Annotated in this window: 13 protein-coding genes; 8 read left to right on the top strand and 5 right to left on the bottom strand. The window is 42.4% G+C overall.

Annotation, left to right across the window (positions count from 1 at the left end; translation table 11 throughout):
* Positions 1–18 precede the first annotated feature (18 nt).
* On the bottom strand, positions 19–1,437 hold the full coding sequence (gene leuC, locus CXF69_RS02690; RefSeq protein ID WP_057759320.1) for a 3-isopropylmalate dehydratase large subunit: 1,419 nt from the start codon (positions 1,435–1,437) through the stop codon (positions 19–21).
* 374 nt (positions 1,438–1,811) lie between these two features.
* Here leuC and CXF69_RS02685 point away from each other — a divergent pair, with 374 nt between their 5' ends.
* A complete protein-coding gene (locus CXF69_RS02685; RefSeq protein ID WP_101205469.1) occupies positions 1,812–2,684 on the top strand; it encodes a LysR family transcriptional regulator in 873 nt (290 codons plus the stop codon).
* A 456-nt stretch (positions 2,685–3,140) separates the two neighbouring features.
* The gene (gene putP / locus CXF69_RS02680; protein WP_101205470.1) at positions 3,141–4,640 is read left to right on the top strand and encodes a sodium/proline symporter PutP; all 1,500 of its coding nucleotides are present in this window, start codon (positions 3,141–3,143) and stop codon (positions 4,638–4,640) included.
* Between the two features lie 559 nt (positions 4,641–5,199).
* Here putP and CXF69_RS02675 read toward each other — a convergent pair.
* From CXF69_RS02675 to CXF69_RS02665, 3 genes are all read right to left on the bottom strand, one after another.
* Positions 5,200–6,555 (bottom strand): outer membrane protein transport protein, encoded by a 1,356-nt coding sequence (locus tag CXF69_RS02675; protein WP_101205471.1) that lies wholly within the window; start codon positions 6,553–6,555, stop codon positions 5,200–5,202.
* Positions 6,556–6,925: 370 nt separating this feature from the next.
* Positions 6,926–8,425: an outer membrane protein transport protein gene (locus CXF69_RS02670; RefSeq protein WP_101205472.1), complete on the bottom strand. Its 1,500-nt coding sequence runs from the start codon at positions 8,423–8,425 to the stop codon at positions 6,926–6,928.
* Positions 8,426–8,644: 219 nt separating this feature from the next.
* Complete coding sequence (locus CXF69_RS02665; protein ID WP_101205473.1) at positions 8,645–8,902, bottom strand: SlyX family protein; 258 nt, start codon at positions 8,900–8,902, stop codon at positions 8,645–8,647.
* A gap of 240 nt (positions 8,903–9,142) precedes the next feature.
* Between CXF69_RS02665 and CXF69_RS02660 the strand changes: the two genes are divergently transcribed.
* From CXF69_RS02660 to CXF69_RS02635, 6 genes are all read left to right on the top strand, one after another.
* Positions 9,143–11,086, top strand: a complete 1,944-nt coding sequence (locus tag CXF69_RS02660) for an ATP-binding cassette domain-containing protein (RefSeq protein ID WP_102078540.1) — start codon at positions 9,143–9,145, stop codon at positions 11,084–11,086.
* Between the two features lie 521 nt (positions 11,087–11,607).
* Entirely contained in the window at positions 11,608–12,192 is a 585-nt protein-coding gene (gene petA, locus CXF69_RS02655) for a ubiquinol-cytochrome c reductase iron-sulfur subunit (protein WP_057759305.1), read from the top strand.
* A 7-nt stretch (positions 12,193–12,199) separates the two neighbouring features.
* Positions 12,200–13,420: a cytochrome b gene (locus CXF69_RS02650; protein ID WP_370587744.1), complete on the top strand. Its 1,221-nt coding sequence runs from the start codon at positions 12,200–12,202 to the stop codon at positions 13,418–13,420.
* A complete protein-coding gene (locus tag CXF69_RS02645; RefSeq protein ID WP_101205476.1) occupies positions 13,420–14,133 on the top strand; it encodes a cytochrome c1 in 714 nt (237 codons plus the stop codon). Before CXF69_RS02650 ends, CXF69_RS02645 begins: the two co-directional genes overlap by 1 nt.
* 195 nt (positions 14,134–14,328) lie before the next feature.
* Entirely contained in the window at positions 14,329–14,943 is a 615-nt protein-coding gene (locus tag CXF69_RS02640) for a glutathione S-transferase N-terminal domain-containing protein (RefSeq protein ID WP_058024136.1), read from the top strand.
* 132 nt (positions 14,944–15,075) lie between these two features.
* Positions 15,076–15,513, top strand: a complete 438-nt coding sequence (locus CXF69_RS02635; RefSeq protein WP_102078541.1) for a ClpXP protease specificity-enhancing factor — start codon at positions 15,076–15,078, stop codon at positions 15,511–15,513.
* Between the two features lie 92 nt (positions 15,514–15,605).
* Here the strand turns inward: CXF69_RS02635 and CXF69_RS02630 are convergent.
* Positions 15,606–15,735, bottom strand: a 130-nt coding sequence (locus tag CXF69_RS02630) for a transposase (RefSeq protein ID WP_145990085.1), incomplete at its 5' end; no start/stop codon positions are given.

Raw genomic sequence — 15,735 nt, 5'->3', positions numbered from 1 at the left:
CAGTACTTATTATCAGATTTAAAACGTACGAACGTCTACAAAATGACCTGCCAACGCGGCGGCAGCTGCCATTGCTGGGCTTACTAAATGCGTACGGCCACCATTACCCTGACGACCTTCAAAATTACGATTAGACGTTGAGGCGCAGTGCTCTTGTGGCTCAAGTTTATCCGCATTCATCGCAAGACACATTGAGCAGCCCGGCTCACGCCATTCAAAACCAGCTTCGGTAAATAACGTATCCAAGCCTTCAGCCTCTGCTTGCAACTTCACCTGTCCAGAACCTGCAACAACGATCGCTTCTTTTACGTTATCAGCAACTTTGCGACCTTTGATTACCGCTGCCGCATCACGTAAATCTTCGATTCGTGAATTGGTACATGAACCGATAAATATACGATCAAGTTGGATATCCGTAATTTTCTGACCAGCTTCTAGCCCCATATAAGTATAAGCGCGTAACCAGCCTTCTTCTTGAGCTTCATCAATGGCTTGATCTGGTGTCGGTACAGATTGCGTGATATCTACAACCATCTCAGGCGATGTACCCCAAGATACTTGCGGTGCGATCTGACTACCGTCGATTTCTACCACAGTATCAAATACCGCGTCATCGTCTGAATATAATGTACGCCAATAGGCTTCCGCTTGTTCCCATTGTGCTTCGCTTGGCGCATATGGACGACCTTTGACATAGTCAATCGTCGTGTCATCGACCGCAACCATACCGACACGTGCACCTGCCTCAATCGCCATGTTACAGACGGTCATACGACCTTCCATACTCATGTCTTCGAACACTTGACCTGCAAATTCAATCGCGTGTCCTGTACCACCTGCCGTACCAATCTTTGCAATAATAGCTAACACCACATCTTTTGAAGTGACGCCAGCACCAAGTTGACCAGTGACACGGATTTGCATATTTTTTGATTTCTTTTGAATCAAACACTGCGTTGCCAATACATGCTCAACTTCGGAGGTTCCGATACCATGAGCCAAACAGCCAAGTGCTCCATGGGTCGCTGTATGCGAGTCACCGCAAACAACCGTCATACCTGGCAAGACCAAACCTTGCTCTGGACCGACCACGTGCAAAATTCCTTGACGCGCATCATTGATAGTAAATTCAGCAATATCAAACTTGGTGCAGTTATCGTCCAACGTGACAACCTGCAAGCGTGATACCTTGTCTTTAATCCCAGGCACCCCTTCTAGACGCTCTTTAGTGACGGTCGGTACATTATGATCTGGACTGGCAATGTTAGCCGATAGACGCCATGGCGCTCTGTTTGCCAACTCCAACCCTTCAAATGCTTGTGGACTCGTCACTTCGTGCAACAGGTGGCGGTCGATATAAATCAGGCTCGAACCATCGTCGCGCTTGGTGACTTCGTGAGCGTTCCAAAGTTTGTCATATAACGTTTGACCAGCCATGTTGCTATCCTTTATAGGTTACTAATTACTTAATTTTTACTTACTTGCACATTGCCAAGCTAAGATTCTACGTAAATGCTATGTCTATCTATAATGTTTAATAATTACTATCGTATCTAAGATTTAAATATTATTTCTTTATGAGACTCTAAATATGACTAAAATTAACGCTTAAAATACGTTTTAAATAGCAAATAGCCAATTTTTTAGAATAAATATGTCACAATATGCCTCGATGTCTTGTGATTATAGCAGGCAAATCCTATAATAATAATTGATGATTTTTAACCAGACGCAAACTTTTTTTTCTAATACGTTGTGATTGGGTCAGCCAACTTTTATTTATAGCTCGTAAAGTAGCTAAGGACATTCGTTTGAACACCACAAACTTGACGACATTCGTTACCGTTATGCACACTGGCAGTATCTCAGGCGCCGCAGAAAAGCTGTTTATCACGCAGCCTGCTGTCAGTAAACGTATCAAAAACTTAGAAGACGAGTTTAACATTACCTTGTTTGATACGGTAGGACGTGGAATTGTACCTACTCAAGCTGCCAGTGAAATGCTACCTCATGCCAAGCGTTGGCTGGAAGATTATGAGAATTTTAAAATCAACTTGCAGCATTCTCAGCATATCGTTTCTGGCAAATTAGTCATTGGTACTAGCCATCATATTGGCCTACATCATTTAGCACCTGTCCTTAAACACTTTATTCAAGCTTATCCAGCTGTTCAGTTAGAAGTACACTTCGTAGATTCTGAAAAAGCTCATAAAGCAGTACTAGATGGTGATTTGTCTTTAGCCTTTGTTACGCTTCCACCTGTCTACGATAAGCGCTTAACTTATCACACGCTCTGGTCAGACCCTCTTTATTTTATGACGGGTACGCTATCACCTTTGGCTACTAAATCTAATGTGACGTTGGAGCAGTTAGCGCGCTATCCTGCCATTTTGCCTTCTGCCAATACCTTTACCAGTCAGATTACTTTGGCCGAATTTGCCAAGCATAATCTGAAACCTTATGCCACGATGAGCACCAACCCGCTTGAATCTATTCGTATGTTGGTGTCTGTCGGTCTTGGTTGGTCAGTACTACCACAAACGATGGTTAGTCAAGATTTGGAACGTATCGATATGGCTGACAATATTGAATTACAACGCTATTTAGGTGTGGTCATCAATCCAAAATTAACTCAATCTAGCAGCGTGACCGCCCTACTAGACTTACTTGCGCCTATTGAATAAAAAGAGCTCGCTATAACAGTCTAACCATTAAGCTATTCGCATTTGTGACTCTCATGCGTTATAATACGCTTGACGTTGTTTTTATAACAAAAATTTACCACAAGGACACTGATAGTCATATATTGAATACTTCTAGTAAGATATGATGGTTAACAGTAGGTTTAATGGTTTAGATTGATGATGTAGGTTGCTAATACTCATATATAAATAGCAGATGCGAGCAATAACGATAGATAAGTGGAATGCGATGTTCCCGTTGTTCTCTATCTCTATATGAGTGCTAGCCATAGAACAACATCAATCATATAAAACTACAGAAGATACTAAAAAAAGCCATTATGTCTCAATTAATGGCTTTTTTTGTCTTTAAATATTGTTTTGGACATCGCCTTGTAGGACAAAACTTTTATAGTTAAAAATAATTACAGCCAACCATGTTGGTTAAGGACAATTTATATGAACGGAGTTTCTAGTGGCGTGCTGATATCACTCGGCGCCTATTTCTTAGTGATGATTGGGATTGGTGTTTACGCTTATTTTAAGCAAGCCAATGATACTGAAGGCTATATGTTAGGGGGTCGTAACTTAGGCCCAGCAGTAACCGCACTTTCTGCAGGTGCATCAGATATGTCAGGTTGGTTACTACTTGGCTTACCTGGTTATATGTTTGCCGATGGTGTGGTCAGTATTTGGATCGCGCTTGGTTTGACATTAGGTGCATTACTAAACTATCTCATCGTAGCACCTCGCCTTCGTGTTTATACCGAAGTGGCTGACAACGCTATCACCCTACCCGATTATTTCGCCAACCGCTTTGAAGACAAGTCGCACATGCTACGCGTCATCTCAGCCGTGGTCATCATTCTATTCTTTACCGTCTATACCGCTGCAAGTCTTGTAGGTGGTGGTAAACTCTTCGAAAGCTCACTAAATCTATCGTATAGTACTGGCCTATGGGTTACTGCTGGTGTGGTTGTGGCTTATACGCTATTCGGTGGTTTCTTAGCGGTATCTATGACCGATTTCGTACAGGGCGTCATCATGCTGTTTGCCATGGTAATCGTACCTGTCGTTGCCTTTACTGATCTTGGTGGTATTTCAGCCACTACAGAAGCGGTTAGAAACATCGACCCAACCCTTTTAGACGTTACTAGCGGTATGAGTGTTATCGGTATTATCTCACTCATGGCATGGGGCTTAGGTTACTTTGGCCAACCGCATATTATCGTACGTTTTATGGCGATTCGTTCAGTGAGAGATGTGCCAACCGCACGTAATATCGGTATGAGCTGGATGGTTGTGAGTCTGGTTGGTTCACTAATGACTGGTTTTGCTGGTCGTGCCTACGTACAAAAAACTGCGATGACGCTGGATGATCCTGAGACTATCTTCTTAGTATTCACTCAGTTCTTGTTCCATCCATTGGTTTCAGGTTTCCTATTAGCAGCTATTTTAGCAGCAATTATGAGTACTATCTCATCACAGCTATTGGTTGTATCAAGCTCTCTAACCAAAGATGTATACAAACTATTCTTTGATAAAGACGCACCAGAAGCTCGCCAGGTATTGGTTGGTCGTATCTCAGTGATCATCGTTGCTATCGTTGCCATTATGCTAGCGTCTAACCCAGATAGCTCAGTATTGAACCTAGTTTCTAATGCATGGGCAGGATTTGGTGCTGCGTTTGGTCCATTGGTTATCTTCAGCCTTACATGGCGTGGTATGAACCGTAATGGTGCTGTTGCCGGTATGGTTGTTGGTGCGTTGACTGTTATCCTATGGATTTATGGTCCTTTCCAAGTAGATGGTATGGCACTAAATAGCTGGTTATATGCTATCGTTCCAGGCTTTATCTTAAGTACTATCGCTATCTTTGCCGTTAGTATCATGACTGGTGGCCCAAGACCTTCAGTTTCTGCTAAGTACAAAGAGATGGAGTTAAACTTAAACAAATAAGTTTACGTAATATCTTAAGCTTATTGTTATAAAAAAACCTCGTCATTATTGGCGAGGTTTTTTTATGAGTAACGATTTAGTATATTTAACCTACTACAGTATTAAACAAAGAGAACTTATGATCAATGAGACAGTAGTATGGATAGCTCTGTGATGGATATACTAAGCCAGATTGTCCTAGCCCATTTGGCAGTTCAACTGCTGCTCACTTCTACGAAGTAAGCCTTTATCAACAATACTTCTTTTCTTAATATCACATTTGATTATCTATTTAGATCTTTTCCTTGTGTACCTCAAGTATGCTACGTTATTAACAACTCATTCGGTAAGGTACGAGTGCGTATAGGTTCTTAAATGCAAGGGTATTTGCTGTATATGGACACTAAGCTAAACTAGGCAAATAAAATGTAGTCGTGCTATATGAATTAATACTATAAAGATTATATTTGCTATTCTATCTATATTTGAGCATTAACAATCAAATATTTAATAGAAAGCCCATAAGAAAAGCGACCCGTCATAGGTCGCTTTTTTATTATTCATCAGTTATATAAAGAGGCTATTCACCCTGATAAGAAAGCTTTAAACCAGCAATATAACCATCATTATCTTGGAAATCACCAACGATCTTTCCACTAGGTAGACGACCTTTTGCATCACCGAACCATAAGTATTTACCACCAGCAGACACGGCCCAGTTTTCCGTCACGTTGTATTTGGCACCAAGACCGACGCTGTAATAGCCATCGACAGGACCTAACGACGTTGTTGGATCACCGGCACCACTATCCCAACCAACCGTACCACTTATAGCAAGTGCAGGCGCGACACGCTTGGCAAGACCGAGTTCCACTTGCCATTGGTCATCTTCGTATTCAACCAAGTCCAAACCATCAGGGCCGTAATTACGTTTACTAACGTCATTATATAATGGTGGTGTGATGGCAAAATCGCTCCATGGTACCCAACGGACTTTTGCCGTTGCTAAAGTAGTCGGATTGATACCTGTTTGGAAATCAAAGTTGACTGATTTAGGGGTTGTAATCTCATAATTACTGTTCCGGTTAGCAGCCGCAGCCCCTATAGCTGCTGCCTGTGCTGGAGTCGCTCCTTGCTGCAAAGCAGCTCCTTGAGCCAAAATACCTGCTATAGGATAATTCTCAGAGATACCTATATCATGGTCAATCTCAGAACGATAAGTCAACGCTGCTTTTAGAGCAATTTCAGGCTTGCTATAGGCAATACCTGCTATATAACCGTAATCCATATCAGGATTGCTGTTTGAGGTATAACCACTAGCAGGCCCATAAGCTAAGCCACGCAGCTTGGTTTCAGATTGGATACGCTGAGCAACTGGACCACCATAAATTTGGAAGTTTTTATTCGCGCCGAACTTCATACCAAGGATACCCGTTAGGCTTTGGCTACGAACTTCTACATTGGTATTTTCACCTGCAGTACTTGCTTCGGCTAGTGCTATGGCACCTGCAGTCTGTGGGTCTACACCATCACCTACCAATTCGCCTCCTGAAGCTTGAGGATTATTGCTTGCCACAAAATTACTTTGCGTGTATTCAGCAGCAGCACCAAAAGGCTCATCATATAGCACACCCACACTGAACGTGTCGTTGATATCAGTCTTCACGCCATAGCGGAAGAAGTCATAAGATTCAGCAATATCACCTGTTTTGTCGCCGCGCTCATAGTCATTTTGGCCAGGGTTGACATTCGAACTATCGTAGCCGCTTACATCAGCGTCAATATAAGTATAGACCGCTTCAGCGTAAGTGCCATCTTGAAAAAAAGCAGTGACATCTTGACCTGAACGATCAAGACCAGCAGCGTTGGTTACGCTAGCAACAGAGAGAGTAGCAATAGCTACTGCAAGGGTTTTCAAATGAAAGGTAGTGCGCATTGTGTATCTCCAACGGTCCTTGTTGTATTACTACCTTGATAATCAATATATAGCATTGCTGCGCTTAACATTGAAAGTATCAAAGTCGTGTCCTAAGTTGAATACTAATAGCTTTTTGACACTAAAACAACATTTAAAGTGCTTTATTTCTCAATTATGACTGAACAGTACATATAAGATATAAATAAAATGCTGTGGTTTACTTTTTATCCTTAGTGTGATTTTTACAGTGAGGTCTATAGTCATAAAATAAATATTTTTACCTATAGTCTGTTAAATGTAATTTTTAAAAACACATAATAAAAAAGCGACCCTTAAAGGATCGCTTTTAATATTAATAACAAACAGCATCACATAATTTATTTGTAATTTACTGAGCTTGGTAAGATACCTTTACACCTAATACAAAACCATCGTTACTTTCGAAATCACTAACGATCGTCTTAGTTGGGATTTGACCTTTGGCATCACCGAACCATAAGTATTTACCACCAGCAGATACTGCCCAGTTCTCGGTCACATTATATTTCGCACCAAGACCAGCGCTATAATAGCCTTCGATAGGACCTAACGAAGTGACAGGGTTGCCTGCACCACTGTCCCAACCAACAGTACCACTGACAGCAAGTGCTGGCGCGACACGCTTGGCCAACCCTAGCTCTACTTGCCATTGGTCATCGTCATAGCTGACTAAAGATAAACCTTTATCATCATTAGTTGCTTGCTTGCTTACTTCATTATAAAGTGGTGGAACGATTGCAAAATCACTCCATGGTACCCAGCGTACTTTGGCAGTCGCTAAGGTTGTAGGGTTAATACCAGTTTGGAAATCGAAGTTAACTGATTTAGGGGTAGTAATATCTAGCGTATTACCTTGATTCGCTTCACCACCTAAAGCTGCTACTACTGGATATATCTCATCGATATTCGAGCTGTGGTCAATTTCAGAACGATAGGTCAAAGCCGCCTTTAGAGCAATTTCAGGTTTACTATAAGATATACCAGCGATATAGCCATAGTCGGTATCAGGACTAATATGAGCGGTATAGCCTGTAGCAGCACTATAGGCACTACCACGAAGACTTACATCAGCTTTGATACGCTGAACAACAGGACCACCGTACACTTGGAATTCTTTGTTTTGACCAAACTTAGCACCTAGGATACCTGTGATGCTTTCGCTACGGACTTCAACATTTGTGCCTTCATCATTCGCAAGGCGACCATCCGCAAAGCCTTCTAATTGCTCAAGTTGATTTAACTGTGCTTGACCTTCTGCTAGCTGCGTTTCGCCAGCGGCGATACCTGCTAAACCAGCATTAATCTGTGGACGCAGTGCAGGCTCAAGTGCTGGGTTTTGATTAACAGCTGCTTGGGCTTGTCTTACTTGCTCTCTAACTGCATTTAAACGAGTTTCAGCAGCAGTTAACTGGTTTTGAGTACCTTCAACTAAACCTTTCAACTCTTCTACATTATTAACGCCTAATCCACCTAGACGCGATGCAATAATATTATTAACAGCATCAGTTGGTGCGCCTACAAAGTTATTATTTCCAGTGTAATCGGCTGCTGCACCAAAAGGCTCATCATATAAGATACCAACACTGAATGTATCGTTGATATCTGTTTTTACGCCATAACGGAAAAAGTCATAAGACTCTGCGATGTCATCGATTTTATTACCTGATGTATCTTTACCAGTAACGTCAGCATCGATATAAGTGTAGACAGCTTCTGCATAAGTGCCGTCTTGTAGGAATGCGGTGATATCTTGGCCTGAGCGATCAAGGCCAGCAGCACTAGCGACGCTAGCAACAGAAAAAGTAGCAACAGCTACTGCAAGAGTTTTTAAATGAAAGGTGTGGCGCATTTTATATCTCCAAACATCCGCATTGTTTTACTGTTTTACCTAGTTTTAATAGGCAATCAGCATCCGAGGTGGAAGATAGTAAAGATTTTTTAACACTAAAACAACTACAAAAACACATTATTTCTATGTTATGACCACATAGTCATCATACAGTATCTATATATAAAAATACGTATATATCTTTTGTCATTGAAAGCTTTTCTTTCTAATTCTAACTTACTAATAGTGTGGTGGTCTATCCGCCATCACATCAAATGGGGCAATACCACTCTCTGGGTCTTGATTTTCTATTTGCTTATAAATCAGTTGTAGTTGACGTTGCAGCGTATGAATATCTTTGTCTTGTCGCGTGATTACGTCATCCAGTCGTTCGACGGTAACTTCAAGGTGCGCGAGGCTCATTTGCAAATCGATTACTTGGGCTTGCAGATCATCTTGCACTGTAGAAGTATCGGTTGTAGTTTTAGATTGGTTCATATTTTTCTCTAGATCATAGTAAGTATTAAAGTGAAAGAATGGATTATTAAGGGGTTCAAGGAGTACTGTAGATTAGAGATAAATCTATAATAATAGTCGTTAAATAGCATCCATTAGTAAAAGCAATAAATAGTACTGATAAAACTATTTACTCCCACTACAGTGATGCGGTGGCATGTTATACTGCAGGCAATTTTGCAACAACCCCTACCTCACTATTATATAAGCTTAAGATACTCTATGGCACTGATTCATTTAAAAGACATTCACTTAGCCTTTGGCGTCGCGCCTGTTCTTGATGGTATTGATTTTTCTATCAATACAGGCGAGCGTGTGTGCTTGATTGGCCGCAACGGCGAAGGTAAATCTACTTTGTTTAAACTGATCAATGGCTCATTGCAGCCTGACAGTGGCGAGATTATTACCAACAGTAGTATGCGTGTAGCGATGCTAGAGCAAGACGTTCCTGAGACTAGCGGTCGCATATTAGACATCGTTATGGGCGGTAGTCGTCGCACGGCTGATTTGCTCATTAACTATAATAAGCAAGTCGATATGTGTGCGAATGGCGATATGGATGCCTGTGAGCACATGGCGACCCTACAACATGATATCGATGCGGTACATGGCTGGGACTTAGAACGCGATGCCATGCGTCTGATTACGACCATGGGCCTTAATCCAGAAGACGACTTATCATCCCTATCTGGTGGTCGTAAACGCCGCGTGTTACTCGCTCGTGCGCTAGTCACTAAGCCTGATGTGCTACTACTAGATGAGCCAACCAACCATTTGGATGTTGAAAGTATCGAATGGTTAGAGCGCTTTTTGCTCGATTGGCAAGGCCTGACGTTGTTGTTCGTGACTCATGATAGAGCATTCGTCAATAAACTATCGACTCGCATTATTGAGCTTGACCGTGGCCAATTGACCAGTTATGACGTAACACAAGGTGAAGGTGGTTACGCGCGCTATCAAGAGCTAAAAGAGCTACAGTTACAGGCTGAAGAAAAGAACAATGCCAACTTTGATAAAAAACTGGCACAAGAAGAAGTTTGGATTCGCCAAGGTATCAAAGCACGTCGCACTCGCAATGAGGGCCGTGTACGTGAACTAAAAGCCTTACGTGAAGAGCGCAGCGATCGCCGTGAGCAAGTGGGCAATGTAAACATCACAATGGGTCAAGGCGAGAAAAGCGGTAAGCTTGTCTGTAAAGTTAAAAACTTACATCTTGAATATGACGGCAACGTCTTGGTAGATGATTTTACGACCACTATTATGCGTGGCGATAAGATTGGTATTGTTGGGCCTAACGGTGCGGGTAAAACCACGCTTATTAAAGCCTTACTCGATATGTCTGATGACGAAGTTACCAAGTCTGGTAGTGTCGAATTAGGTACTAACCTGAAAATCGCATTCTTCGACCAGCTGCGTGACCAGTTGGATCTTGAAGCAAGCGTTGCACAAAACGTTTCGGAAGGTTCTGACTTTGTAGAAGTTGGCGGTCGCAAAACACATATCATGAGCTACTTGCAAGATTTCTTATTTGCACCAGAGCGCGCACGTACACCTGTCAAAGCACTGTCTGGTGGTGAGCGTAACCGAGTACTACTGGCCAAGCAGTTATTGAAACCTGCCAATATTTTGGTACTCGATGAGCCGACCAACGATTTGGACATGGCAACACTTGAGTTGTTAGAAGAATCAGTCGCCAGCTTTGGTGGTACGATTTTGCTGATCAGTCATGATCGTTCATTCATGGACAATGTCGTTACCTCTACGTGGGTGTTTGGCGAAGATGAAGACGGCAAAGGAGTGGTCAATGAGTATGTAGGTGGTTATCAAGAGTACCTCGTACAAAAGAACCGTGAAGAAGCATCACGTGCTGCCAAAGCACCTGCCAACAATGCGGCTAGTAATAAAGCGACAAATAAGTCTGGCGCGGCAGCGAAACCAAATAAGGCAGCCAAAAAGCTAAATTATAATGATCAACGCGAACTGGATAACTTGCCAAAAGAAATCGCTGCACTCGAAGCCGAACAGGCTCAACTGCAAGAAAAGCTGGCCGATGGCTCTTGGTTCAATACCGACTTTGATGCGGCGACAGCTGCTAGTGAGCGTCTCTTAACCATTGAAGATGAGATGATGCACAAGCTTGAACGCTGGAGCGAGCTTGAAGGCTAGTATTGGCAACTCTCTAGCTGAGTTTATTGGAATATCGCATGTGTATTTTGCATTGCTTATTTCGATAAACAAGTTTCTGATAGTCTGACAAAACATTATTAATCATTGTGAAGGCATCACCACTTTATTATATAGAGTGGTGATATTTGTTTTACAGCAACTTACAAAGTAGTTAGATGGTGAAAGTTAGTGAACATTACCTTAATTTCAAGTATCATTCGCTATTGCTGAAAATCCTTATTATTTATAAGGTCATCACATCATAATCCTTGTTAAAGCAAAGTTAGCGTTAAGCGTTGATAATCCAACTGTTTTGGTTTGATTATCATATTCAACCTTCTAATATGTCCTATTGAGGTTGCTTTATTTTTAACGCAATAATTTATTTTATCACCGAAATAGCTTAGAATAGCAACAATTAGCAAAATTAGGCACAGCTAAAGTGGCTTGATATTGTATATTTTCTAAGCCACAAACCCAGTGTGGGATAATCCCATTTCATTCACCTGGAGGAAGTATTAATGAGCCAAGCCGAAGGCGTTAATGTACAACGCCGTAGAGTTCTTATTGCCTCAACTGCCGCGATTGGTGCAGCTGGGGTAGCTGCCGTGGCGACACCTTTTGTCCGTTCTTGGTACCCAAGCGCTAAAGCTGAGGCTGCAGGGGCTGCAGTGACCCAAGATATTGGTTCTATCGAAGATGGACAAATGATCGTCGTCAAATACCGTGGTAAACCTATTTATGTGGTTAAGCGCACCGAAGACATGGTTGCAGGACTAGAGTCAGTCAAACCTCTATTATCTGATCCTGAGTCTGATGCGTCTCTACAACCTGAATATTGCAAAAATCCTACTCGCTCTTTAGATCCAACCGTATTGGTGGTCGAAGGCGTTTGCACACATTTGGGCTGTGCACCAAACTACCGTCCTGATGTGGGCGCGGTGGATTTAGGTGGTAATGATTGGTACGGCGGATTTTTCTGTCCGTGTCACGGGTCAAAATATGACTTAGCAGGTCGCGTATATAGCGGCGTTCCTGCACCACTTAATTTACCCGTTCCAGAATATGGTATGGATGGTACCATCTTGACGGTTGGGGAGGCTTGATATGAGTATGGGTAAAAAGTTAATGCATTGGGTGGACGCGCGTTTTCCAGCGACCGAAACCTATGAATACCATATGTCAAAGTACTACGCACCAAAGAACTTTAACTTTTGGTACTTCTTTGGCGTGCTATCAATGATCGTACTGGTCAACCAATTGGTGACTGGTATATGGCTTACGATGATGTACAACCCAAGTGCCGAAGGGGCATTTGCGTCTGTTGAATACATCATGCGTGACGTAAAAGGTGGTTGGCTCATTCGCTATATGCACTCAACCGGCGCATCTGCGTTTTTCGTCGTTGTATACCTGCATATGTTTAGAGCCTTGCTATATGGTTCATACCAAAAACCTCGTGAGCTTATCTGGCTCATCGGTATGGGTATCTACCTAGCACTTATGGCAGAAGGTTTCTTCGGTTACCTACTACCTTGGGGCAACATGTCATTCTGGGGTGCTCAGGTTATCTTGAACTTACCTGCAGCTCTACCTGTTATTGGTGATGGCCTTGCTGAATGGGTACGTGGTGACTATATCATCTCTGGTATTACTCTAAACCGTTTCTTTGCGCTACACGTTGTTGCTATTCCATTAGTACTGGTAGGCTTAGTATTCATGCATATTGTAGCATTGCATCATGTGGGCTCGAACAACCCTGATGGCATCGATATTAAGAAGCTAAAAGATAAAAATGGTGTGCCATTAGACGGTATCGAATTCCATCCGTACTACACTGTGCATGACATGGTTGGTATCGTAGTGTTCTTTATCTGTTTCTTTGCAGTGGTATTCTTCTTCCCAGAAGGCGGCGGTTTCTTCCTTGAACCACCAAACTTTGAGACAGCGAACTCACTGAAAACACCAGCACATATTGCACCAGTATGGTACTACACGCCGTTCTACGCTATTTTACGTGCGGTTCCTGACAAGCTTGGTGGCGTGATTGCGATGGGTGGTGCGATTGCCGTACTGTTCTTGATCCCATGGCTTGATAGGTCTCCTGTGCGCTCTATACGTTACAAAGGTATATTATCTAAGATTGCGCTGACCGTCTTTGCTATTAGCTTTGTTGTATTGGGCTACTTGGGTGCGACGCCTGCTACACCAACGGCAACCATCATGGCTCGTGTATTCACGATTCTATATTTCTTGTTCTTCTTACTGATGCCTTTCTACACTGCGATTGAGAAGTGTAAACAGCCACCAGAACGCGTTACCGGAGGTCACTAATGAACACGCTAATTAAATCCCTAGCTGGTCTAGGCTTAGGCGCGGCATTAACCTTGACTGCTGGTACGGCAATGGCTTCAGGCAGTGGCTGCGGTACATTCACCAATGCAGATGGCGTTGATGAACACCTGGCTTGTAGTACAGCTCCTATTGATTTTACCAATAAGGGCTCACTACAAAACGGCGCGAAGATCTTTATGAACTACTGTGCTGGGTGTCACTCAGCCAAGTACGTTCGTCATTCGCGCATTGCTAAAGATTTAGAGATACCGCCTGAGTTGGTTGAAAAGTATTTGATGGTTACTACCGATCAAATCGGTGACCACATTACTGCTGAGATAGATCCTGAGATTCAAGCATCTTGGTTTGGCGCAGCGCCGCCTGATCTATCACTTGAGACACGTCTACGTGGCGACGACTGGGTATATACTTACCTACTATCGTTCTATGAAGATCCAAGCCGTCCTTGGGGTGCAAACAACTTAGTACTGGCCAATGCAGCGATGCCTCACGTATTGCATAATATGCAAGAAGAGTTGAGCCAAGAAGAGTTTGAATCTGAAGTTGGTGACTTGGTTAACTTTATGGCGTGGATGGGTGAACCTGCTCGTCACGACCGTCAAGTAATTGGTTTCTTCGTCATTCTATTCTTATTAGTACTGCTCATACCAGTTTACTTATTAAATAAAGAGTTCTGGAAAGATGTTAAATAAGTCATAGTCAGCAGATAGTTCTTCGAATTAAAAAAGGCACTACTTCGGTAGTGCTTTTTTGTGCCTTGATATAGAGCATAAATACTAGATAAGCCGGAAAATAAGTCGCTCAGCGCTAATGTTTACGCACACTACCTTGATAAACGTTGCGAGTTTGTTTACGATGACAACCTTCACTATTAACATTAGGCTTTCATGATTGATGCGAATGACATTCCAAGTAGTCAGCTAATTTTGTATGCTGATGACGGCTACGACAGTCATGTGGTACGCCTATTACTTGAAGAAAAAAAGCTCGCTTACTATTTGTCTCGCTTACATTCTGAGCGCCCTGAAGATTTGACTGAGCTAAACCCCTATCATACCTTGCCTGTATTGCAGCAGCGTGAGATTGCGCTTTATGAGATTAACGTCATTTTTGAGTACCTTGAAGAGCGTTATCACACAAACAAACTGCTCCCTGAGACACCGCAAGAGCGTGCACAGTTTCGCCAACTGGCTTGGCGCATTCAACGTGATTGGTTAGTACTTGGCAAGCGTCTGCTGACGCATCCAGATAGCTTTAATAAAGCACAGGCTGCCGTTGCCAAAAAACAGCTTAGTGATTCGTTGATTACTCTGTCACCGCTGTTCGCTCATAAGCCTTATTTTATGGCTGATGAGTTTGGTTGGTGTGACGTGTTATTAGCGCCACTATTATGGCGATTAGATGAGATGGGTATTGAGCTGCCACGTGCCATTAGCCGTCCATTGTTTGAATACCAAACAAGAGTGTTTGAGCGTAGTAGCTTCCAAAAAAGCGTGCGTTGATTAGACAAGTATCGAAAGCTGTCCTAAAATAAAGTATAAATAAGATAGATGTTAATTAGCATCTGTCATTTGATAAGTTGCTGAACGAGATATTTTTCATTATTAAAAATTATTAGTATAGGAAATCATTAAATGAGCGAAACCACCTCTATTACACCTACCCGCCCTTATATGGTACGTGCACTATATCAATGGATAGAAGACAACGCTCTGACACCATACTTGATGGTTGATGCTACCGCTGACAATGTGCAAATACCAACCGAACATGTGCAAGACGGTCGTATTGTATTGAATATCGCCAGCCGTGCTACTGGTAACATGAGTATGGAAAATGACTATATTCATTTTAGTGCGCGCTTCGGTGGTGTATCACAAGAAATCTGGGTACCACTTACTGCGGTGATGGGGATTTATGCTAAAGAGAACTCGCAAGGGATGTTCTTTGATCCAAAAGAGTATGACAACTATCAGCCAGAAGACGACTCAGCACCAATGTCTAACAACAGTCCTGCTAAAGCACCTAAACCAAAGCGCGATAATAAAGCGGGTTTAAAGGTCCTAAAATAAAAATTCTGGAAGTAAATAGAACCTTAGACCAGTTCTCTTTAACACAATAAAAAAGCTAGCCATATTTAATATGACTAGGGCGTGTTGAACATTCATAATTTGAGCCAGATATAAGCACAAGCAAGAGCGACCGTATTTTCATAACTCTGCTTGAGCTTATCAAATCTAGTGGCAACCGCCCTATACTGTTTTAGCTTAGCGAAAGCGTTTTCTACTAGATGC

Source organism: Psychrobacter sp. Choline-02u-9 (assembly GCF_002836505.1).
GTDB lineage: Bacteria > Pseudomonadota > Gammaproteobacteria > Pseudomonadales > Moraxellaceae > Psychrobacter.
The sequence above is the reverse complement of the archived record's forward strand: the minus strand, read 5'-3'. Positions and strand labels throughout refer to the sequence as shown.

Coding starts and splice junctions, on each gene's coding strand:
- CXF69_RS02660 (WP_102078540.1), top strand. CDS start 9,143: ATGGCACTGATTCATTTAAAAGACATTCACTTAGCCTTTGGCGTCGCG.
- CXF69_RS02665 (WP_101205473.1), bottom strand. CDS start 8,902: ATGAACCAATCTAAAACTACAACCGATACTTCTACAGTGCAAGATGAT.
- petA (WP_057759305.1), top strand. CDS start 11,608: ATGAGCCAAGCCGAAGGCGTTAATGTACAACGCCGTAGAGTTCTTATT.
- putP (WP_101205470.1), top strand. CDS start 3,141: ATGAACGGAGTTTCTAGTGGCGTGCTGATATCACTCGGCGCCTATTTC.
- CXF69_RS02645 (WP_101205476.1), top strand. CDS start 13,420: ATGAACACGCTAATTAAATCCCTAGCTGGTCTAGGCTTAGGCGCGGCA.
- CXF69_RS02670 (WP_101205472.1), bottom strand. CDS start 8,425: ATGCGCCACACCTTTCATTTAAAAACTCTTGCAGTAGCTGTTGCTACT.
- leuC (WP_057759320.1), bottom strand. CDS start 1,437: ATGGCTGGTCAAACGTTATATGACAAACTTTGGAACGCTCACGAAGTC.
- CXF69_RS02675 (WP_101205471.1), bottom strand. CDS start 6,555: ATGCGCACTACCTTTCATTTGAAAACCCTTGCAGTAGCTATTGCTACT.
- CXF69_RS02640 (WP_058024136.1), top strand. CDS start 14,329: ATGATTGATGCGAATGACATTCCAAGTAGTCAGCTAATTTTGTATGCT.
- CXF69_RS02650 (WP_370587744.1), top strand. CDS start 12,200: ATGGGTAAAAAGTTAATGCATTGGGTGGACGCGCGTTTTCCAGCGACC.
- CXF69_RS02635 (WP_102078541.1), top strand. CDS start 15,076: ATGAGCGAAACCACCTCTATTACACCTACCCGCCCTTATATGGTACGT.